19 protein-coding genes and 2 tRNA genes are annotated in these 20,640 nt (G+C 64.6%); 13 read left to right on the top strand and 8 right to left on the bottom strand.

The features are described from left to right. The coding region (locus FHS50_RS08115) for a YadA-like family protein (protein ID WP_221184847.1) at window positions 1-210 on the top strand (210 nt) is incomplete at its 5' end. A gap of 62 nt (window positions 211-272) precedes the next feature. On the opposite strand, the gene FHS50_RS08110 is transcribed toward FHS50_RS08115, so the two are convergent. The 5 genes from FHS50_RS08110 to FHS50_RS08090 are packed head-to-tail and all read right to left on the bottom strand — an operon-like array spanning window position 273 to window position 5,691. Next, window positions 273-1,058 (bottom strand): class II aldolase/adducin family protein, encoded by a 786-nt coding sequence (locus FHS50_RS08110; protein ID WP_183933955.1) that lies wholly within the window; start codon window positions 1,056-1,058, stop codon window positions 273-275. A gap of 26 nt (window positions 1,059-1,084) precedes the next feature. Then, entirely contained in the window at window positions 1,085-1,726 is a 642-nt protein-coding gene (maiA, locus tag FHS50_RS08105; RefSeq protein WP_183933809.1) for a maleylacetoacetate isomerase, read from the bottom strand. A gap of 33 nt (window positions 1,727-1,759) precedes the next feature. Further along, window positions 1,760-2,170 (bottom strand): acyl-CoA thioesterase, encoded by a 411-nt coding sequence (locus FHS50_RS08100; protein WP_183933808.1) that lies wholly within the window; start codon window positions 2,168-2,170, stop codon window positions 1,760-1,762. After that, window positions 2,167-3,588: a hypothetical protein gene (locus tag FHS50_RS08095; RefSeq protein ID WP_183933807.1), complete on the bottom strand. Its 1,422-nt coding sequence runs from the start codon at window positions 3,586-3,588 to the stop codon at window positions 2,167-2,169. The genes FHS50_RS08100 and FHS50_RS08095 overlap by 4 nt, the downstream gene beginning before the upstream one ends. Further along, a complete protein-coding gene (locus FHS50_RS08090) occupies window positions 3,589-5,691 on the bottom strand; it encodes a S9 family peptidase (protein WP_183933954.1) in 2,103 nt (700 codons plus the stop codon). It abuts the gene before it with no gap. Between the two features lie 232 nt (window positions 5,692-5,923). Between FHS50_RS08090 and FHS50_RS08085 the strand changes: the two genes are divergently transcribed. Both FHS50_RS08085 and FHS50_RS08080 read left to right on the top strand, forming a co-directional pair. Next, window positions 5,924-7,723, top strand: a complete 1,800-nt coding sequence (locus FHS50_RS08085) for an aminopeptidase P family protein (protein ID WP_183933806.1) — start codon at window positions 5,924-5,926, stop codon at window positions 7,721-7,723. Window positions 7,724-7,755: 32 nt separating this feature from the next. Next, window positions 7,756-8,130: a VOC family protein gene (locus tag FHS50_RS08080; protein ID WP_183933805.1), complete on the top strand. Its 375-nt coding sequence runs from the start codon at window positions 7,756-7,758 to the stop codon at window positions 8,128-8,130. Window positions 8,131-8,142: 12 nt separating this feature from the next. Here the strand turns inward: FHS50_RS08080 and FHS50_RS08075 are convergent, their stop codons facing one another. Next, a complete protein-coding gene (locus FHS50_RS08075; RefSeq protein WP_183933804.1) occupies window positions 8,143-8,280 on the bottom strand; it encodes a hypothetical protein in 138 nt (45 codons plus the stop codon). Window positions 8,281-8,369: 89 nt separating this feature from the next. On the opposite strand from FHS50_RS08075, the gene FHS50_RS08070 reads away from it, so the two are divergent. Beyond that, window positions 8,370-8,444, top strand: a tRNA-Thr gene (locus FHS50_RS08070). Window positions 8,445-8,459: 15 nt separating this feature from the next. Here the strand turns inward: FHS50_RS08070 and FHS50_RS08065 are convergent. After that, complete coding sequence (locus tag FHS50_RS08065) at window positions 8,460-8,951, bottom strand: hypothetical protein (RefSeq protein WP_183933803.1); 492 nt, start codon at window positions 8,949-8,951, stop codon at window positions 8,460-8,462. Between the two features lie 97 nt (window positions 8,952-9,048). Between FHS50_RS08065 and FHS50_RS08060 the strand changes: the two genes are divergently transcribed. The 7 genes from FHS50_RS08060 to FHS50_RS08030 all read left to right on the top strand — a co-directional run bounded on the left by FHS50_RS08060 (window position 9,049) and on the right by FHS50_RS08030 (window position 14,362). Further along, window positions 9,049-9,441, top strand: coding sequence for a YidH family protein (locus FHS50_RS08060; protein ID WP_183933802.1), 393 nt, complete (start codon window positions 9,049-9,051; stop codon window positions 9,439-9,441). Between the two features lie 12 nt (window positions 9,442-9,453). Next, a complete protein-coding gene (locus tag FHS50_RS08055) occupies window positions 9,454-9,705 on the top strand; it encodes a hypothetical protein (protein WP_183933801.1) in 252 nt (83 codons plus the stop codon). Window positions 9,706-9,758: 53 nt separating this feature from the next. Continuing rightward, window positions 9,759-11,030 carry a homogentisate 1,2-dioxygenase gene (hmgA, locus tag FHS50_RS08050; RefSeq protein ID WP_183933800.1) on the top strand — a complete coding sequence of 424 codons (1,272 nt, stop codon included), beginning with the start codon at window positions 9,759-9,761 and terminating at the stop codon, window positions 11,028-11,030. Then, the gene (fahA, locus tag FHS50_RS08045; protein WP_407696055.1) at window positions 11,027-12,325 is read left to right on the top strand and encodes a fumarylacetoacetase; all 1,299 of its coding nucleotides are present in this window, start codon (window positions 11,027-11,029) and stop codon (window positions 12,323-12,325) included. Before hmgA ends, fahA begins: the two co-directional genes overlap by 4 nt. Beyond that, complete coding sequence (locus FHS50_RS08040; protein ID WP_183933799.1) at window positions 12,322-12,780, top strand: DUF4126 family protein; 459 nt, start codon at window positions 12,322-12,324, stop codon at window positions 12,778-12,780. The genes fahA and FHS50_RS08040 overlap by 4 nt, the downstream gene beginning before the upstream one ends. A gap of 128 nt (window positions 12,781-12,908) precedes the next feature. Further along, window positions 12,909-13,628: a hypothetical protein gene (locus tag FHS50_RS08035; RefSeq protein ID WP_183933798.1), complete on the top strand. Its 720-nt coding sequence runs from the start codon at window positions 12,909-12,911 to the stop codon at window positions 13,626-13,628. Beyond that, window positions 13,625-14,362 (top strand): PepSY domain-containing protein, encoded by a 738-nt coding sequence (locus tag FHS50_RS08030; RefSeq protein WP_246333000.1) that lies wholly within the window; start codon window positions 13,625-13,627, stop codon window positions 14,360-14,362. The genes FHS50_RS08035 and FHS50_RS08030 overlap by 4 nt, the downstream gene beginning before the upstream one ends. 56 nt (window positions 14,363-14,418) lie before the next feature. On the opposite strand, the gene FHS50_RS08025 is transcribed toward FHS50_RS08030, so the two are convergent. Then, window positions 14,419-14,494: transfer RNA gene (locus tag FHS50_RS08025), tRNA-Thr, on the bottom strand. 155 nt (window positions 14,495-14,649) lie between these two features. Here FHS50_RS08025 and FHS50_RS08020 point away from each other — a divergent pair. Further along, window positions 14,650-15,921, top strand: a complete 1,272-nt coding sequence (locus FHS50_RS08020; protein WP_246332999.1) for a PAS domain-containing protein — start codon at window positions 14,650-14,652, stop codon at window positions 15,919-15,921. A 93-nt stretch (window positions 15,922-16,014) separates the two neighbouring features. Next, complete coding sequence (locus FHS50_RS08015; RefSeq protein ID WP_183933796.1) at window positions 16,015-20,640, top strand: NAD-glutamate dehydrogenase; 4,626 nt, start codon at window positions 16,015-16,017, stop codon at window positions 20,638-20,640.

Here is a 20,640-nt window from a genome sequence, read left to right as displayed (position 1 = left end):
GCGGCGTCGATGGCGCTGGGAGGCATGATGGTCGTGCCCGACAGCGACGTAAGCCTCAGCGCGAACATCTCCACCTATCGCGGGGAAACCGGCTTTGCGGCGGGTCTCGTCGCGCGGGTCGCGCCCCGCATCTATGTCTCGGGCGGTTATGCCGGGTCGTCGGAAGGCGGCTCGAACGGTGGCCGCGTGGGTGTGGCGATCGGCTTCTGACGTCCGTACGCCAGAGGGGAAGGCGGGTCAGGCGCTTGTCGCCGGGCCCGCCTTTTCGTCGTCTAGCTCGCGAAGGTAGGATCGAGCCGGTAGGCCTTCCGCAACAGGGCGGGCCAAGCCAGCGCGTTGGCGACCAACGGAAGCCCCGCCGAGCCTTGCTGCGCGGTGATCTCGGGCGATCCCTGCGGCGGTCGGTTGAGCCTCTCGCCCGCCGACAGCGCCATCACCTGCGCCTCGCACGCCCGTTCGAGATAATAGAGGCGGATGAAACATTCGCCGACATTGCCCCCGGTCGCCAGCGTGCCATGGTTGCGCAGGAGCATGAGATTCTTCTCGCCCAGGTCGGCAATGATCCGCTCGCGCTCGTCATGGTCGACGGCAACGCCCTCATAATCGTGGAAGGCGAGGTCGCCGAGGATCAGCATGGCGGTCTGGGTGAGGGGCAGGAGCCCTTCCTCGTTCGCCGACACCGCCTGCCCGTGGGGAGTGTGCAAATGCATCACCGCATGGGCATCCTCGCGCGCCATGTGGACCGCCGAATGGATGGTGAAGCCCGCCGGATTGGTCATGAACGGCGTTGTGTTCACCGCATGACCATTCTTGTCGACCTTGACCAGCGAGGAAGCGGTCACTTCCTCGAACATGAGGTTATAGGGATTGAGCAGGAAATGATGCTCGGGCCCCGGCACCCGCGCGGACAGGTGGGTGAAAATGAGATCGTCCCAGCCATAACAAGCGACCAGCCGGTAGGCGGCGGCCAGGTCGACGCGGATCTTCCATTCCTCCTCGCTCACCTTGCCCTTGAGGCTGGGGATCTCGACCGAGGCGAGCGCTTCGACGCCTTCCATCGACTTGGCCATGGTCTCGGCGCGGTTCATGCCCGGGGCTCCTGCAGATCGGGATGCGCGGCGGCAAAGGCGGGATGGCCGCTCGCGGTCTCGTCGGCGCGGCGCAGGGTCGGAAAATCGCTCACCGGCACCGAGAAACGACGCGCATTGTAAAGCTGGGGAACAAGGCAGATGTCGGCCAGCGTGGGCTCGTCGCCGAAAAGATAGGCGCCCGCATGGGGCCGCGCCATTTCCTCGAGAGCGGCAAAACCCTCGCGCACCCAGTGGCGATACCAGGCATCCTTGGCATCCTCGTCGACCCCCAGCTCGCCTTTCAGATATTTGAGCACCCGGAGATTGTTGAGCGGGTGGATATCGCAGGCCACCGCCAGCGCCATCGCGAGGACATGCGCCCGCGCGTCGGGATCGGCGGGAACGAAGGGCGGCTCCTCATAATGCGCGTCGAGCCAGTCGAGGATCGCGAGGCTCTGCCCCATCTTCTGCTCGCCCGCGATCAGCAGGGGAACGAGCCCCTGCGGATTGAGCGCCCTGTAATCGGCGTCATTCTGCGCGCCCTCGACGAGGTTGACCTTGCGCTGCTCGTAGCGCGCGCCCTTGAGGTTGAGGCCGATGCGCACCCGGTAGGAAGCCGAGGACCGGAAATAGTCGTAGAGGATCAGTTCGCTCATCAGGAGACAGATTGGGACGGCGCGGGCTTCGCGTCAATCTCGCGCCGTCTCGCCGAGAAAGGGCGCTGCGACGTCGCGCGGAACGCGGATCGGCCGCCCGCTCGCCCGGTCGATGATCGCCCAGCTGGTGCGCGCGTTGACGAGGGGGCGGCCATCGGCGCCGATGAATTCCATCAGCCGGTCGAAACGCGCGCCGCGCGGCGCATCGCCCACCCATGTCCGCGCGGTCGCTTCCTCGCCGTCGCGAAGCGGGCGCAGATAGTCGATCTCGTGCCGCGTCACGACCCAGATATAGTCTTGCTGCTGCGCTTGCGTGGCCACGCTTTCCCAATGCGTGGTGGCGACCTTCTGGATCCACTGGACCCAGGTCGCATTGTTGACATGGCCCAACTCGTCGATGTCCTCGCTCCGGGCGCGGATCAGGGCCTCGAAAACGGGCTTCATGACAGGCGCAGGCGGCCTTCGGCGTCGCTTTTCACGTGGATCCCCACATGGGCGAGCAATTGGATCAGCCGGGCGCGCGGATCGCGGCTCCCGGTCTCTTGCATGGTGGCGATGATCTCGACCGCTTCACGGGGGCCACCCGCCTTGCGCATCGCGCCCAGCCAGTCGGCGACGCTCACCGTGCCATCCTCGCGATTTTCCTCGAGCAGCCGCGACCAGAAGGTGAAAAGGTCGCCGCCGCGCTTTTTCTCGACCGCTTCGGCGGCGAGGGTGAAGACCGCGCCGCAGGCATAGAAGACGTCTTGCCCGTGCCGCTCGGGCGCGGTGCGCAGCGCCCCGTCGGCCGACAGGCGCGCGCAATCCTCGATCGCCTGTTCGATGACGGGGCGGCTGTCATGCCCGGGATCGATCATCTCGGCGACGCGCTGCGCGATGAGATCGGCACCGCCCTCGGTGGTCCAGGCCTCGCCGGGCGGGCCGTAACCCACCGTGTTGCCCAGCCAGAAATGCGCCGCTTCATGCGCGATGAACTGGCGCGCATAGCCATAAGCGGTGGGCGAGGGGGTTTTCAGCATCGCGCCCTCGATCTGCATCACGATGGTGTCCCCCACCACGCTGCCGCCAAGGCTCACGCGCTGCTTGGGCGCGCCGTTCCACGCCACGATCAGTTCGGGGCGCTCGCCGCTTCGCTCGCCCAGCCGCCGGCGGTAGAGCGCCATGATCTCGGGCACTTCCTCGGTCAATTGCCGGGCCAGCCATCGCGGCAGGCCGGGGTCGATTACCGTGGCGATATCCTCGCTTCCCCCGGCCTCGACATCGCCGACCAGCACATAGGCAGGAGTTTCGAGGCGTACCGAGCGGCGCTCGCGTCCGCGATGGTGGAGAGGCAGGTCGCTTGCTTCGAAACGGACGAGCGCATTGCCTCCGCGATAGTTGGGCAGGGCATTGATGTCGGCGCCCAGCGCGCGCACCGCCTCGACCGTCGGGGCGGGACGCATCGCGAAATGGTCCGAAAAGATCGCCATCGTCCCGTCGGTGAATCGCACCACGGGTGTATATTCGGCAGTGAGAAGGCCGGTGAAGGGCGTCATCCGCACCTTCACTTCACGCGGCAGGCGATTGCCCCTCGTTGCGACCAGCGCATCGTGCAGCCCGATCCGCCGCAGCGCGACGCCCGGCGTCTCGACCTTCCAATGGCCCACCCGCCAGCTTTCGCCGGTGCCGCGCACCACCCCCGACCGCTGGAAGATGAACAAGGGCGCGGGCTCGTCGAATTCAAAGGTGACGAGCAGTTCACCTACGCTCTGCGGGGCGACCCGCGCGGTCATGGTGGGCGCCGCGCGCACGTCCCCCGCACCGGCGGGCGCGGCGATGGCCGCTGCCGCCAGCGCGAGCGCGAGGACGCGGCGCACCACCATCTAGTCCGCGATCTGCGTCAGGACGAAGGTATAGGCCTCGGCGGTTTCGTAGAGGCTGTTCCACCGCCCCGACTTGCCGCCGTGGCCCGCACCCATGTTCATCTTCATCAGGAGAAGATTGTCATCGGTCTTGGTGGCACGCAGCTTGGCGGTCCACTTGGCCGGCTCCCAATAGGTCACGCGCGGATCATTGAGCCCGCCGGTGATGAGCATCGGGGGATAATCCTGCGCCGTCACATTGTCATAGGGGCTGTAGGACAGGATGAGCTTGAACGCCTCGGGATCGGTGATGGGATTGCCCCATTCGTTCCACTCGCCGGGCGTCAGCGGCAGCGTATCGTCGAGCATGGTGTTGAGAACGTCAACGAACGGCACGTCGGCGACCACCGCCCCGAACAGTTCGGGGGCCTGGTTGACCACCGCGCCCATCAGTTCGCCACCCGCGCTTCCGCCCTGCGCGGCGACGCGGCCTTCCCTGGCATAACCCTTGGCAATGAGCCCGCGGGTCACGTCGACGAAATCGTTGAAGGTGTTGGTGCGCTTCTTCAATTTGCCGTCGAGAAACCATTGGTAGCCCATGTCGTCGCCGCCACGGATGTGCGCGATGGCATAGGCAAATCCCCGGTCGACAAGGCTCAACCGGCTGGTCGAGAAGCTGGGCGGAATGGCATAGCCATAGGCGCCATAGGCATAGACGAACAATTTGCCCGTGCCGTCCAATGCGAAATCCTTGCGCCGCATCACCGACACCGGGACCTTGGCGCCATCCCGCGCCTCGATCATCAACCGGTCGACGGTATAGAGCTCGGGATCGTAACCCGACGGGATTTCCTGCACCTTCAGAGTCTCGAGCTTCCGCTCGGCGGCATGATAGTCATAGACCGTCGAAGGCGTGACCATCGAGGAATAACCGATCCGATAGGCATCGGGCGCATATTCGGGATTGCCTGCCCAGCCCGCCGAATAGGCTTCCTCGGCAAAGGGCACCCGCTCTTCCTCGCCGCTTTCGTAATCGCGCAGGATAAGCTGGTCGAGCCCGTCGACCCGCGTGTCGAGAAGCAGGTGATCGCGATGCGCGGTCGCTCCCTGGATATAGACCCGGTCCGACCCCGCGATCACCGTGTTCCACACGCCCGGATTGGCCGGATCGGCCTCGGCCAGCCGGAAATTCACATGGTTGTCGTTGGTGACGATCCAGAATTTCCCGTGCGCCGCATCGACATCATATTGGATATCAGGCCGCCGCCGCATGATCAGCACCGGCTCGGCAGTCGGATCGTCCGAAGGAACGAAACGCGTCTCGTCCGACGAATTCTCCCCCGTCTCGATGAAGATGAACTGCTCGTCGGTCGACATGCCCACCCCGACGGTGAAGGCAACATCCTCCTTCTCCTCGTAGACCACATGGTCCTTGGCCGGATCGCCTCCGAGCGGATGATAGAGCGCGCGATAGCTGCGCCACTGGTCGTTGACCTCGGTATAGACGATACCGTCCGATCCGCGTGTCCACACCGGCTGCCCGATCCCCACCTCGGTAACGGTCTCGATGATTTTCCCGCTCTCGATATCGCGCAGCACCAGCTTGAACCGCTCGGCACCATTGTCATCGACCATGGTGGCAAGCTTGGTTCCGTCGGGACTGACCGCAAAGCCGCCCAGCCGGTAATATTCCTTCCCTTCGGCCTCGGCATTCTCGTCATAGATGAGCGTGCCGCCCTCGGGCTTCACGTCGGCATCGGTGCCGGTAACGGGCTTGCGATACCAGAGCCGATATTGCGTCCCCTCCTTGAAGGCCGACCAGTACATATAGTCCCCGTCCTTGACGGGCACCGAGGCGTCATCTTCCTTGATGCGCGCCTTCATTTCCTGGAACAGCTTCTCGGTGAACTCCTTGTGCGGCGCCATATGCGCCTCGAAATAGGCATTCTCGGCTTTGAGATAATCGAGCACATCCTCGTCATCCACCTTGGGATAGCTCTGGTCCTTGAGCCAGTGATAGGGGTCCTCGACGGTAATGCCGTGATGCTCGAAGCTGTGGGGGCGCTGCTCGGCAACGGGGGGCTTGGGCAATTCACTCTCCTGTTGGGCGGATGCGGGCGCCATCGCGGCCAGCATGGCGGCGCCCAGATATGCGTTGATCATGGCTTCATCCCGATATGGTGTCGCCCCGACACTATCGCCATCACCGCATATATCCAGCACCAGATGATGGCCGCTCTCGAAAGGCTGGCCTTTATGCCCGCCCCGCCCGGCGTTATATCAGCGCCAAGAAAGGCCGCGTCCCTCCAAAAAGGGGCGAGTCCCACCCCCAGACGACAGATGCAAGGAAGTCCCCATGTCCAGCTATGCCGACCGCCTTCAGGCGCTCCGAACCCAGCTTAAGTCCGACAATCTCGACGGTTTCGTGGTGCCGCTCACCGACGAGCATATGTCCGAATATGTCGGCAGCTACGCCAAGCGGCTCTCATGGCTGACGGGGTTCGACGGCTCGGCGGGCGCCGCCGCGGTCCTCCCCGAAGACGCCGCGATCTTCACCGACGGTCGCTACACCATCCAGGTCCGTGCGCAGGTCGATGGCGACCTTTACAGCTATGAAAGCGTGCCCGACACCTCGATCGCCGAATGGCTGCGCGCCAACGCCCCCGAAGGCGGCCGCATCGGCTATGATCCCTGGCTCCATACCCAGGCCTGGGTGAAGCAGGCGAGCAAGGCGCTCGAAGCGCGCGGCGCCAAGCTCATCCCGGTCGAGCGCAATCCCATCGACGCGATCTGGGTCGATCGCCCCGAGCCCAGCCGCGCGCATCTCGTCACCTATGATGAAAAGCTCGCGGGCCGCTCCTCGGCGGACAAGCGCCACGAAATCGCCGACTGGCTCGAAAAGGAAGGCGCCGATGCCGCAGTGCTCGCCGCGCTCGACAGCATCGCCTGGACCTTCAATGTGCGCGGCGCCGATGTCTCGCACACCCCGGTTGCGCTGGCCTATGCGCTCGTTGGCAAGGACGGCACCGCCGATCTCTTCGTCAATCCCGAAAAGATTACCGACGAGGTGCGCCAGCATCTCGGCAATGGCGTGCGGGTTCATGACCGCGATGCGTTCGAATCCTTCCTCCAGACCGAAATGAAGGGCAAAAGCGTCGCGGTCGATCCCGAACGTTCGGTCGCCGCGATCGAGCAGGCGCTCGTGGCGGGCGGCGCCAAGGTCATCGCTCGGCGCGATCCCGCGGTGCTTCCCAAGGCGATCAAGAATGAGGCCGAACAGGAAGGCCATCGCCAGGCCCAGCTGCGCGACGGCGCGGTCATCGCCAAGTTCTTGAAATGGCTCGAGGAAGAGGCTCCCAAGGGCGAACTCGACGAACTCGCCGTCGCGGCCAGGCTCTACGACCTTCGCGAAGCCACCGGCGCGCTCAAGGACATCAGCTTCGACACCATTTCGGGCGCGGGCCCCAATGGCGCGCTCCCGCACTATCGCGTCGATGAGAAAAGCAATCGGCGGCTCGAGATGAACTCGATCTATCTCGTCGATTCGGGCGGGCAATATCTCGACGGCACCACCGACATCACCCGCACGGTGATCATCGGCGAGCCGACCGACGAAGTGCGCGACCGCTTCACTCGCGTCCTAAAGGGGCATATCGCGATCGCCCGCGCACGCTGGCCCGAAGGCATTTCGGGCGGGCGGCTCGACAGTTTCGCTCGCCAATATCTGTGGGAAGCGGGGCTCGATTATGGCCATGGCACGGGTCATGGCGTGGGCGCCTTTCTCGCGGTCCACGAAGGCCCGCAGCGCATTTCGCCCCCGGGCGGCGCCTATGCGGGCACCGACGAGCCGCTGCGCGCGGGCATGATCCTTTCCAACGAGCCCGGCTATTACAAGGCAGGCGAATATGGGATCCGCATCGAGAATCTCGTGCTGGTCAAGGAAATCGACGTGCCTGGCGCCGAAAAGCAGGTGCTCGGTTTCGAGACGCTCACCTTCGCGCCGATCGACCGCCGCCTGATCGACGTGTCGATGCTCACCGACGAAGAACGGCAATGGGTCGACGACTATCATGCCGAAACGCTCGAGAAGATCGGCCCGTCGCTCGAAGGCGAGGAGCGCGAATGGCTCGAACGGCAGTGCGCGCCGCTCGCCTAGCGGGCGCGCGCCTGCCCTGAAGGAGAGAGAGAATGATCGGTTATGTCACGCTCGGGACCAATGACCGTGAACGGTCGGCCCAATTCTACGACGCGGTCGCGGGCGCGATGGGCGTCGGACGGATGTTCGAAACCGATCAGTTCATCGCCTGGGGCGAGATGGGCGGCGCGCCGGGGCTTGCCGCGACTCGTCCGCATGACGGGAAGACCGCGACCCCGGGCAATGGCACGATGGTCGCCCTGCAGGTCGACAGCGTCGACATGGTCCACAAGGTCCATCGCACCGCGCTCAACCATGGCGGCACTGACGAAGGCGCGCCCGGGCCGCGCGGCGACGACGGCTTCTATGCCGGCTATTTCCGCGATCCCGACGGCAACAAGCTCAACGTCTTTACGATGGTGAAATAGCGCCGCTGCCGCTCAGTCGGAATTGCCTTTGCCGGGCGTTTCGTCCTTGGGCGGAGGCGGGGCGGGGCGCGCCTGCGCCTTGCGGCGGCGAAGGTTGGCGCGCAGCGCCTCGGCAAGGCGCCGGGCCTTCTCGTCCTTGTCCTGGCTCATGGGCCGGCCCTAAATTATCGCATCGCGCCTGCCAAGCCGGGTTGACAGTGGGCAGGCCCTATGGTCTTAGCGCGCCGCTTACCGACTTCGCTGCCGTAGCTCAGGGGTAGAGCACTCCCTTGGTAAGGGAGAGGTCGAGAGTTCAAATCTCTCCGGCAGCACCAGTCCCGAAAAACCCCTCATACATCGTCGGTCGGCGTGATCTTGGAGATCACGTCGCGGATCGTCGTGTAGAGAAGCGCCACAGTCATCGCGAGCAGCGCGATCACCATGACCGTGATTGCGAACAGGACGTTGTAGAGCCAGATGAACCAGTCGGAGGGCAGTTCCTCGAACTCGCCCACCGGAAAGACCAGCGCGAGGAGTAGCGCGAGGCTCGCCATCAGCGAAATCGTCGCGACCTGCGCGACGCGGTTGACGCGCCGCCACACATCGTCGTCGAAATCGGCGTCGAGGCGGCGGATCATGCTCGTGATGGTCAGCATGAGGGCGAGGATGGTCGCCGAAGCGGTGGCACTTGCCGAGCCGAGGTAAAGGCCCGATGATGCCAGCGTATCGACCAGCTTGATGGCTTCGCCGCGACCGTAGATCGACCCGATCGCATAGCGCGCGCCGCCGCCGAGCAGGATGAAGAATAGCAATATGCCCACGGCACCCGGATGGGAACGCATTGGCCTCTCCCGTGATTATCTGTTGGTGACGCAACGGTTCGGATGGCCGCAAATATCCATCGGACTGGCAAGGGGGAGCATCGGAACGGGAAGCACTATGGTCGGCGGTACGCCCAGCGAGGAACAGGACAGCAACGAGCTGGCGGAGGAACGCACCAATCTCGCCGAGGACCGCACGCTGATGGCGGTCGAACGCACGATGGCGAGCTGGATGGGCTCCTCGATGGGCGCGATCGGTGTCGGGCTGGGCTTCCGCGCGCTCTTTGACAAGGTCGAGCCTGCCTGGGTGCCCAAGGCGGTGGCGACCTTCTTCATGCTGCTCGCGATCATCATCGTGATCAGTGCCGAACGGCGCGCCTGCGACGCGCTCGACCGCATGTCCTCAAGCTGGGTCGAACCCCCCTCGAGCAGGGGCCTGCGCTTCGCGGCCTATGGCATCGCGACGGGCGCGGCACTGTTGATTGTCGGAATCTGGCTGGTTTTCGGATAGGGGCCTTTTCCCATGACTGACCTTGATGACGAATTCGATCCCGTCGACGAGATGACGGGCCGCGGCGGAATGCTTGCCATCGGCCTCCTCGTGCTGGCGATCCTGATGCTCGTGTTCCTGTTTCGCGATGAGCTGGGGATCGGCACGCCGCAGGTCGATATCTCGATCCCCGACGACCTCGGCGTCGCCGCGCCGCCCGCGCCGGACGAGACGACGGCCGACAATGTCATGGCCGACAATGCCATGGCGGCCCCCGCCGATTGACTTGGCGCGCGCGTCCCGTCACCACCCGGGCACCCAGATCAGGAGGGCCAGAAGTGAATTATCTTTCGGGCTTTGGCAGCCATGTCGAAACGGAAGCGGTCGATGGCGCGCTTCCCGTCGGCCGCAACAATCCGCAGCGTCCGGCCTTCGGCCTCTATGCCGAACAATTCTCCGCGAGCGCCTTCACCATGCCGCGCCACGAAAACCGGCGCAGCTGGCTCTACCGCATGCGTCCCACCGCCGATCATCCGCCTTACGCCCCCTATGACGGCAATGCGCTTCTCACCGCTACCGGCGCGCCCGGCCCGCTCGCGCCCAATCGCCTGCGCTGGGATCCGCCCGAACTGCCCGCGGGCAAGGATTTCGTCGACGGGCTGGTGACCATGCTCGCGACCCGCGATCCCGCTGACCTCGAAGGCGTCGCTTTCCATCTCTACCGCGCCGACCGCCCGATGGAAAAACGCATCTTCTTCTCGGCCGATGGCGAACTTCTCATCCTCCCGCAGGAAGGACGGCTCCATCTCTTCACCGAAATGGGCCGCCTCGATGTCGATCCCGGCATGATGGCGCTCATTCCGCGCGGCATCCGTTTCCGCGTCGACCTGCCCGAAGGCTCCTCGCGCGGCTATGTCGCCGAAAATTACGGTGCGCCCTTCCGCTTGCCCGATCTCGGGCCGATCGGTGCCAACGGGCTTGCCAATCCGCGCGATTTCGAAATGCCTGTCGCTGCCTATGAGAATGTGGATGGCGATCATGAACTCGTCCAGAAACAGGGCGGGGCGCTGTGGACCGCAACGCTCGACCATTCGCCGCTCGACGTCGTCGCCTGGCACGGCAATGTCGCTCCGTGCCGCTACGACCTGTCGCGCTTCAACACGATGGGAACGGTCAGCTTCGACCATCCCGATCCCTCGATCTTCACCGTGCTCACTTCGCCCAGCGATACGCCGGGCCGCGCCAATGCCGATTTCGTGATCTTCCCGCCGCGCTGGATGGTCGCCGAGGACACCTTCCGCCCGCCCTGGTTCCACCGCAACGTGATGAGCGAGGCGATGGGCCTCATAAAGGGCGAATATGACGCCAAGGCCGAGGGCTTCCGCCCGGGCGGGGTCAGCCTCCACAATATCATGAGCGGGCATGGCCCCGACGTCGACAGTTGGAGAAAAGCCAGCGAAGCCGCGTTGAAGCCGGAGAAGCTGGACGGCACGCTCGCCTTCATGGTCGAGACCTGCTGGCCCTACCGCCCGACCGACTATGCCTGTGAACATGCCCAGAGCGACTATGACGCCGCATGGGCCGACTTTCCCAAAGCAAGGATCAAATGATGACTTTCGATGCCACCCACGACCCCGCCCTCCAAAGCTGGGTCAAGAGCGCCAACGGACATGAGGATTTCCCGATCCAGAACCTCCCGCTCGGCGTCTTCTCGCTTGCCGAGGGCGATGACCGCATCGGCGCCGGGATCGGCGACAGGATCGTCGATCTCGCCGCGCTCGCCGATGCCGGCCTCCTCGAAGGCGACTGGACCGAAACCCTCGGCGAAGACCGCCTCAACGCGCTGTTCGGCCAGGGCTATGAGGCGATGGGCGAATTGCGCGCCCAGCTCTCGGCGCTGCTCTCCGACGAGGGCCGCCGCTCGGCGGTCGAACCCCATCTCCACGACCAGTCGGCGGTGGAAATGCAGCTCCCCGCGCATGTCGGCGACTATACCGATTTCTATGTCGGCATCCATCACGCGACCAATGTCGGCACGCTGTTCCGCCCCGATAACCCCTTGCTTCCAAACTATAAATATGTCCCGATCGGCTATCACGGCCGCGCCAGTTCGGTCCGCCCTTCCGGCCATCCGGTGGTGCGTCCGCAAGGCCAGCGAAAGGCCCCCGACGAGGACGTCCCCGCCCGCGGCCCCTCGGCCCGTCTCGACTATGAACTCGAAATGGGAATCTGGGTCGGCGAAGGCAACGCGCTCGGCGATCCTATCCCCGTCGAGGAAGCGAGCCAGCATATCGCGGGCTATTGCCTCCTGAACGACTGGTCGGCCCGCGACCTCCAGGCCTGGGAATATCAACCGCTCGGCCCCTTCCTCGCCAAGAGCTTCCTGACTACCGTCAGCCCCTGGGTCATCACCCCTCAGGCGCTCGCGCCATTCATGAAGCCGATGCCCCCGCGCCCCGAAGGCGATCCCGCTCCGCTCCCCTATCTCGACGGTGGGCCGAAGGATGCCGCGCTCGGCATCAGTCTCGAGGTCTTCCTGCAGACCGAGAAGATGCGACAGGAGGGCGAAGCGCCGCACCGCCTCAGCCATGGCGACGCGACCAGCGCGATGTATTGGTCGGCGGCGCAGATCGTCACGCACCATGCCTCGAACGGCTGCAACCTGCAGCCCGGCGATCTCATCGGCACCGGGACACTCTCGACCGAAGAGGAAGCGGGCTATGGCTCGATGCTCGAACTGAGCAAGGGCGGCAAGCAGCCGATCACGCTTCCCAATGGCGAGACCCGCACCTTCCTCGAGGATGGTGACGAAGTGACGCTCAAGGCGCGCTGCGAGAAGGAAGGGGCGGCCTCGATCGGTCTCGGAAGCTGCACGGGGCGGGTGCTTCCCGCACGCGGTAGTTGACCCTGTTACTGGCAGCGGGCGCGGCCTTCCTTTGCGGGTCGCGCACCTTTGCCACGCTGGCGCTGACCTGCTGGTTCGTCAGCCTCGGGCTTGTCGATGTCGGCGATGCGCCGCTCAAATGGCTGGGCGCTCCGGCACTCGCCGCAATCCTGTCGCTTCTCGCGTTCGGCGAAATCTATGCCGACAAGCAGCCGCAGATGAAGGCGCGGACCCGTCCGCCTCCGCTAATCGCGCGGATGGTGTCGGGCGCGCTGGTGGGCGCAACAGTGGGCGCTTCGAGTGACCTTGCGCTCGCGGGCGCGGCCCTCGGTACGGCCTCTGCGGCACTCGGGACGTTGGCAACTTTCCAGGTCCGACGCTGGCTGGCGGAGCGCCTGGGCCGGGACCTGCCGGCGGCGATCGTGGAAGACGTGGTGGTCGTTGCGGCCAGCTTGGCCGTCCTGACCGCTTCTTGAGCGCCTGCAAGATTGATCGGGCGAAGAAAATCGGCTTTGATACCCGGAGCTAATCCCGATTGACATGACGGGCCGACCAGCCCCGCGGCCTCTCCAAGGGCATCTTCAGAAGCACGAGGAATAAATTGATGGCAATCCGCTGGCCCCTTTTCATCCGGCGCACCCATAAATGGCTTGCGCTGTTTGTCGGCGTGCAGGCCGCGATATGGGCAGCGAGCGGAATGTATATGGTCGCCGTTCACATCGATTATATCCATGGCGACCATTTGGTCCGCACGCCCGAGATGACGGGGCAGGATCTATCCGGGTTGGTACCGCCGGCCGATGTCGCGGCGCGAGATGCCGGTACGCGCGAGGTGAAGCTGCAGCAACTTCTTGGCAAACCGGTCTGGAAGGTCAGCTCGGAACAGGGTGCCTATATCGTCGACGCGAGAAGCGGCGAACGCATTCCCGAGCTAGACAAGTCCCTGGCGGTCGAGATCGCCTCCTCGCTTTATACGGGCGAGCCCGAAATCGTATCGGCACGTTTGCTCGACGAAGCGCCGCAGGAAATGGGATCGCGCAAACCCCCTTTCTGGCGGATCCAGTTCGAAGGCTGGAACGAGCCGACATTCTACATCTCCCCGACCACGGGCGAACTGATCGGTCGGCGGCACAATCTGTGGCGGATTTTCGATATCGCCTGGATGCTGCACATCATGGATTATGACGAGCGGTCGGACGTGAACAATCCGCTACTTCGGGTAGCGACATGGAGCGTGGTCGCCATGGCGCTGGCGGGCGCGTGGCTTCTCTACTGGTCCTTCCCGCGCAGAAAGAAAAAGAAGAAAGTGAAGGCCGTCGCATGAAGATGGAAAGCTCCATCAAGGCTCGCAAGTCGGTCTTCACGCACATCCTTTGGCGCAAGATCCACAAATGGGTGGGACTGATTCTCGGATTACAGTTCGTACTCTGGTCAATAAGCGGCGCGGTAATGGCGCTGCTCGACGCGGAGAAGGTCGGTGGCCACGCGGCACCGGCGCCTGCGCCCGCGATCAGCATGGACGAGACGGCCGGACCGGTCGGTTCGTTAGGCTCGGTCGAGGCAATCAGCTTTCGCCAGCTCGCAGACCGGCCGGTATATGAACTGACCGCCCAAGGCGAGACGAAAGTCGTGGATGCGCGGACGCTCGAGCCCGTCGAAATTGACAAGGGTCTGGCCGAACGGGTGGCGCGAGAAGCGTTCGGCCATGAGACCGCGCTGGTTTCCGTCGATCGGCTGGAAAAAGCCAATCTCGAGGCTCGCGGGCATGGCGGGCCGATTTGGCGACTGGATTTCGCCGATGAGGAAAACAGCAGCAGCTATGTCTCCGCCACGACGGGCAGGCCGCTCGTCAATCGCGGCGACACCTGGCGGACTTTCGATTTCGTGTGGATGCTCCACAACATGGACTATGTGAACCGGACGAGTTTTAACCACCCGCTGATCATCTTCGTCGCGTTCGGCACCCTGTGGCTGGCCTTCACCGGATTCTACTTGTTGTTCAAGAGCTTCCGGCGGCGGGAGTTCAACTGGATCCTGGGGCGCAAGCGCACGCGTTGAACCCGGGCCGCGTCAGGCCCACCCGTCGTGACAAACAATCGATCTGCGCAGGAAAGTGGTGCCGCTTACAGGACTCGAACCTGTGACCCCCTCATTACGAATGAGGTGCTCTACCAGCTGAGCTAAAGCGGCAATGCTAGTGGAAGCGCGGCGCATCTAACAGCAGTCTGCCCATCCGGCAAGCATTTGTCGCATCACCCTGTGGCTCGCCATGCTTAACGCTTTTGTAAACCATTTCGGTGAAACTCGCCTCCAAACGGAAAGTGAATATGCCTTGGGGAGCGAACATGGCTTATCAGGACCAGATCGACGCAGCGGACGCCGTCGCGCCCGACGAGGACGTCGCCGAAGCCATCGGTCTTGATGAACGCCGCATGCATGTGCGGGCCTATAATTACTGGTGCTCTCTGCTCGATGGTCGCGACTATCCCTCGATCGAGGATGTCGATCCCGGCGATGTCGAGGATTTCGCCGCGCACAGCGTCCTCCTCGATTATTCCGCAGGGGGCGATGACCCCGCGACGCCCTATGTCGGCGAAGCGATCCGCAAGGAATGCGACCTTGAAGGCGGAATCAAGCGGATCAGCGATGTTCCGCCGCGCTCGCTCCTGTCGCGCCTGACCGACCATTATATGCAGATCATCGCCAATCGCGCGCCGGTCGGCTTCGAAGCCGAATTCGTCAACCAGCGCGGCCACAACATCTCCTATCGCGGCATTCTCATGCCGCTTTCGTCGGATGGCGAAACGATCGATTTCATCTACGGCGTCATCAACTGGAAGGATGCCGGCGTCGATCAGGGCGCGAATGTCGCGCTCGCTCCCGCGCTTGCGCCGGTCGAGGAGGAGGTCGAGGACCAGCCTTTGCCGCCCGCCAATGACGAGGAACATCTGGCTTGGGAAGACGGGCCGCTCGCCGAGGCGCCGCTTGAGCTCGACGAGCCCCTCGAGGAGGATTTTGCCGCGCCCGCTCTCGATCAGAGCGCGGGGCTCGCGGATTGGCTGCAGGCGGCGCGTTCGAGCGCCGAGGTCTGCAAGGCCGCTGATGGCCGGAGCCGCGCCGCGCTCTACGATGCGCTGGGGCTGGCCTATGACTTCTCGGTCGCGGCCGAGCGCCGTCCCGAGGATTATCAGCAGCTTCTCGAAGATGCCGGAGTGAAGGCGCAGGCCCGCGCTCCGATGACGCCGATCGTCAAACTCGTGTTCGGGGCCGATTACGACAAGGCGCGCCTCACCGAATTTTCCACCGCTCTCGCCTATGCGCATCGCACGCAAGTCGAGTTCGGCCAGTTCGTTTCGACCGTCGAGGCGACCGAAGGCGGGCTGAAGGGCATGGTCAAGGCCGAGCGCGCCGCGCGCCGCGGCGACCAGCCCCCCGTCGACAAGGCCGCCGAGGCGCGAGCGAAGATGCGCGATGCCGAGCCGCTGCAGGAGGCCGATTTCGATGGCGAATTCGCGCTGATGGTCGCGCGTCGCAATCCCGACGGCTCGATCGCGATGGTCGCCATTCTCGAAGATGAAAAGCTCGTTGATCGCGCCCTCATCAAGGCAGCGCGCTAAGCCCGCTTTCTCCTGAAACTTCGCTTGTCGGCCCGCCCTGCGCGGGTCTATAGGCCGCGCCCAATGCGCAAGGGTTCGAGGAGCCGAGAGGAAATGGCATCAAGGTCGCGCACCAGTCGTGAACTGGTGGACACGTTGGAAGAGGCGCTGCGCAAATCGGCGCTGCCAGGCGAACTTGAAGGAATGGAGGAAGGGGGGCTTTCCGAAGCTGCGCGCTTCGTGGCCGACCTTGCCCAGCAGCGGAAGCGGGGCGAACTGGCGATCGCCATCGAATCGATGAGTGCCTCGGCCGGCCGTCGCCGGATGCGCATGGCACTGGTCAATGACGACATGCCCTTCCTTGTCGATTCCATTGCCGCGGCGATCGCCGCCAAGGGCCTTTCGGTCTATCGTCTCCTGCACCCGATCATCGACATCGAACGCACCAAGGACGGCACGCTCAAGGGCCTGGGCGGCGACCATGCCGAATCGATGATCTACATCGAACTCGATCGCGCCGATGCGAAAGGTCGCCATGATCTGTCGGTCGAACTTCGCGAAACGCTCGACCATGTGCGCGCGGCCGTCACGGACTGGCCCAAGATGCTCGAGAAGATGCGCGACGATGCCAAGCATCTCGAGCCCGACGAACCCGAAGCGGCGGCCTTTCTCGAATGGCTGACCGAGAATCATTTCACGCTGCTCGGTCATGCCGACCTGACGGCGAAGGGCTACAAGAACGGTCTGGGGCTTCTGCGCGGCGATTTCCGCCTGTGGGCGCGGGCCATCGACGATGCGGCGCGCGAGGCGCTGATCGAGGAGGGGCGGCCCTATCTACTCATGAAGGCGGACCGCATGTCGCCGGTGCATCGCCATGTCCCGCTCGACGTGATCATGATCCGGCGTGGCAAGACCGTCTCGCTGCATTGCGGCCTGTGGACCAGTTCGGCGCTGCGGGCTCCCGCCGAACAGGTGCCGATCCTTCGCCAGCGGCTGCGCGCGCTCGATGAGGAATTGGGTTTCGCGCCGTCGAGCCATGGCGGCAAGGCACTCACGCATGCGATCTCGACGCTGCCGCATGACCTCGTCGTGAGTTTCGAGCCGGACGCGGTGCGCGAGGCGGCGCTGACCGCCATGTCGCTGGCCGATCGTCCGCGCCCGACGATGCTCATTCTCCAGGGGGCGCTGCGCCGTCACCTCTACGCCTTCGTCTGGCTGCCGCGCGACGAACTTTCGACGTCGCGGCGGACCGCCATCGCGATGATGATCGAGGATGAGGTCGGCGCGCCGATCACCAGTTGGGCGGTCGAGCTTGGAGATGGCGAACTCGCGCTGCTGCGCTTCACCATGGCCACCGATCCGAGCGTCGACATGCCCGATGTCGATGCGCTCGACGAAGCGCTGGTCGAGATGGTCCGGGGCTGGACCCCGGCGGTCGAGAGCGAGCTGGTCGAACTGGTCGGGCCGGGCCGGGCAACGCGCCTTGCGCTCACCTATCTGCCCGCGATGCCCGAAAGCTATCGCAGCCGCACCGCGCCCGAAGATGGCGCGGCGGACATCCTGCGGATCGTGGGCCTCGACGAAGCCGCCGACGAGCGCGATGCGCGCCTTTACCGCTCCGATTTCGACGGCGAATGCCAACTTCATCTCAAGACCTATCGTCGCGGCGGACTCATTCCGCTGTCGGACGCGGTGCCGGTGCTCGAGAATTTCGGCTTTCGCGTGCTGGAGGAAATTCCCACTGCGCTAGCCGACGGTGCGCTCGGCTATATCCATACCTTCCACCTCGAACTGCCGCCTGGCAGCGATGTGGATGCGATCCTCGAGCGCGCCGAAACAGTCGAGCAGGCGATTGCCGCGACCATGGCTGGCGAGGCCGAGAACGACCAGTTCAACCAGCTTGTCCTTCTTGCGGGGCTCGAGCCGCGCGCGGTCGTGTGGCTGCGCGCCTGGTTCCGCTATCTGCGCCAGACCGGGGTCGCCTTCGGCCTCATCACCATGGTCGATGCGCTGCGCCGCGCGCCCGAGGCGAGCAAGGCGCTGATCGACACCTTTGTCGCCGCGCATGATCCAGCGTTGGAGGGCAAGCGCGACGAAGCCATGGCCGATGCGATCGACCGGTTCGACACCGCGCTTCTCAAGGTGCAGTCGATCGACGACGACCGCATCCTGCGCCTGTTCCGCGCGGTCGTGACCTCGACGCTGCGCACCAACGCCTTCGCGATGAAGGAAGGCGAAGCGCTTGCCTTCAAGATCAAGTCGGAGGGCATTCCGGGGCTTCCCGCGCCAGTGCCGTGGCGCGAGATCTGGGTCTACAGCCCGCGCGTCGAAGGCATCCACCTGCGTGGCGGTCCGGTGGCCCGTGGCGGGCTTCGCTGGTCCGACCGGCGCGACGACTTCCGCACCGAGATCCTCGGGCTGGTCAAGGCGCAAATGGTCAAGAATGCCGTCATCGTTCCGACCGGCGCGAAGGGCGGCTTCTATGCCAAGCAGCTCCCCGACCGCGATGCCGACCGTGACGGCTGGCTCGCCGAGGGGACCGAAAGCTATCGCATCTTCATCCGCTCGCTCCTGTCGATCACCGACAACATCATCGAGGACGAGGTGGTGCATCCCGACAATGTCGTGGTGCATGATGGCGAGGATCCCTATTTCGTGGTCGCTGCCGACAAGGGCACCGCGGCATTTTCGGACGTTGCCAATGCCATCGCGCTCGAGCGCAATTTCTGGCTCGGCGACGCTTTCGCCAGCGGCGGCTCGAACGGCTATGACCACAAGGCGATGGGCATCACCGCGCGCGGTGCCTGGGTGTCGGTGCAGCGGCATTTCCTCGAACGCGGAGTCGACGTCCAGACCGACACGATCCGTGTCGTCGGCTGCGGCGACATGTCGGGTGACGTGTTCGGCAACGGGATGCTCCTGTCGAAAACCCTGAAGCTCGTCGCGGCTTTCGATCACCGCCATATCTTCATCGATCCCAATCCCGATCCCGCGGCAAGCTGGGAGGAGCGCAAGCGCCTCTTTGACCTGCCGCGTTCGAGCTGGGACGATTATGATCGCGACGTGCTGTCGCCCGGGGCGATGATCGTCCCGCGCACGCAGAAGTCGATCACGCTCACCAAGCAGGCGCAGGAACTGCTGGGCCTCGAGGAAAAGACGCTCGGACCGGGGGCGATCATTTCGGCGATCCTCAAGAGCAATGTCGACCTCATCTGGTTCGGTGGGATCGGCACCTACATCAAGGCGTCGAGCGAATCGCACAATGACGTGGGAGATCCGTCCAACGACGGTCTTCGCGTCGATGCCGCCGATGTACAGGCGATCGCCATCGGTGAAGGTGCGAACCTCGGCATCACGCAAGCCGGGCGGATCGAGTTCGCGTTGGGCGGGGGCCGGATCAACACCGACTTCATCGACAATAGCGCGGGCGTCGATTGCTCGGACAATGAGGTCAACATCAAGATTCCGCTCAACCGCGAAATGCGCGAAGGGCGGCTGGCCGAAAAGGACCGCAATGCGCTCCTCGAGAAGATGACCGAGGAAGTGGCCGCGATCGTGCTCGAAGACAACCGGCTGCAGACCTTGGCGCTGTCGGTCGCCGAAGCGCGCGGCCCAACCGGGCTTCCGGGCTTCGTGCGCACCATCGAGATGCTCGAAGCGCTGGGCCGCATCAACCGCAAGGTCGAGGGGCTGGCCAGCTCCGAGGCGCTGTTGCGGCGCGGGCAGGACAACCAGGGCCTGACGCGGCCCGAACTGTCGGTCGTGCTGTCCATGTCCAAGATCGCGCTGCAGGACGCCGCCGAGCGGCTCAACCTGTGCGAAGACCCGCTGATGGAACAGGAATTGTTCGCGGCCTTCCCGGTGCCGATGCGCAAGAAGCATGCCGATGCGATCGCCGCGCACCGCCTCGAGAACGAGATCATCGCAACCAAGGTCGCCAACCGCCTCGTCAACCGTCTCGGGCCGTCGGTCGCGCTCGACATGACCGAGGAAGAAGGCGCTGCCCTCAGCCAGGTGGTCGTGGCCTTCCTCGTCGCCGAGGAACTGCTGGGCCTGAAGCAGATCTGGGCCAAGATCGAGCAGGCCGACATCGACGAGCCGGCGCGCATCGAACTTTTCGCCACTGCTGCCCGCTCGATCCGCGTGCACCTGTCGGACATTCTGCGATCGGCGGGATCGGAAAGCTCGGTCTCCAAGCTGGTCGAGATGTTCCGTCCGCAATTCAAGCGGGTGCAGGGCGCGACCCAGCGGCTTATCCGTGCCGAAGTGCGCGGCGAAGCCGAGGCGCGGCGCGAACGGTTGCTGGCGCTGGGCGCGGGTGAGGAACTGGTCGACAGCCTCGTTCGGCTGTACGAACTCGACGGCGTGTTCGGGCTGGCGGCGCTGGCCGCTCGCAAGGAAAGCGACATTCTCGAGCTGACCAAGGCCTATACCAAGCTGGGCGAAGTTCTGGGGATCGACTGGGCGCAGCAACAGCTTGCCCGCTACATTCCCGAGGATCAGTGGGAGCGGCTTCTCGTGGCGGGTCTTGCCCGCGACTTCGAGCAGCTCCGCATCGACTTCCTCGCGCGGCAACGCGGCAATGATCCCGAAGGGTCGGTGGATCGCTGGACCGAACGGCACGGCGCCCGCATTGACCAATTCCGCAAGCTCATCGTTCGGGCGCAGCGGCTCGGCGGGGTGACCGCCCCGATGCTCGCGCAGATCGCCAACCAGGCCCGCATCCTCCTTGGGCGCTGA

The organism is Sphingomicrobium lutaoense (assembly GCF_014195685.1).
In the GTDB taxonomy this organism is placed as follows: Bacteria; Pseudomonadota; Alphaproteobacteria; order Sphingomonadales; family Sphingomonadaceae; genus Sphingomicrobium; species Sphingomicrobium lutaoense.
This window is presented reverse-complemented; position numbering and strand designations above follow the sequence as displayed.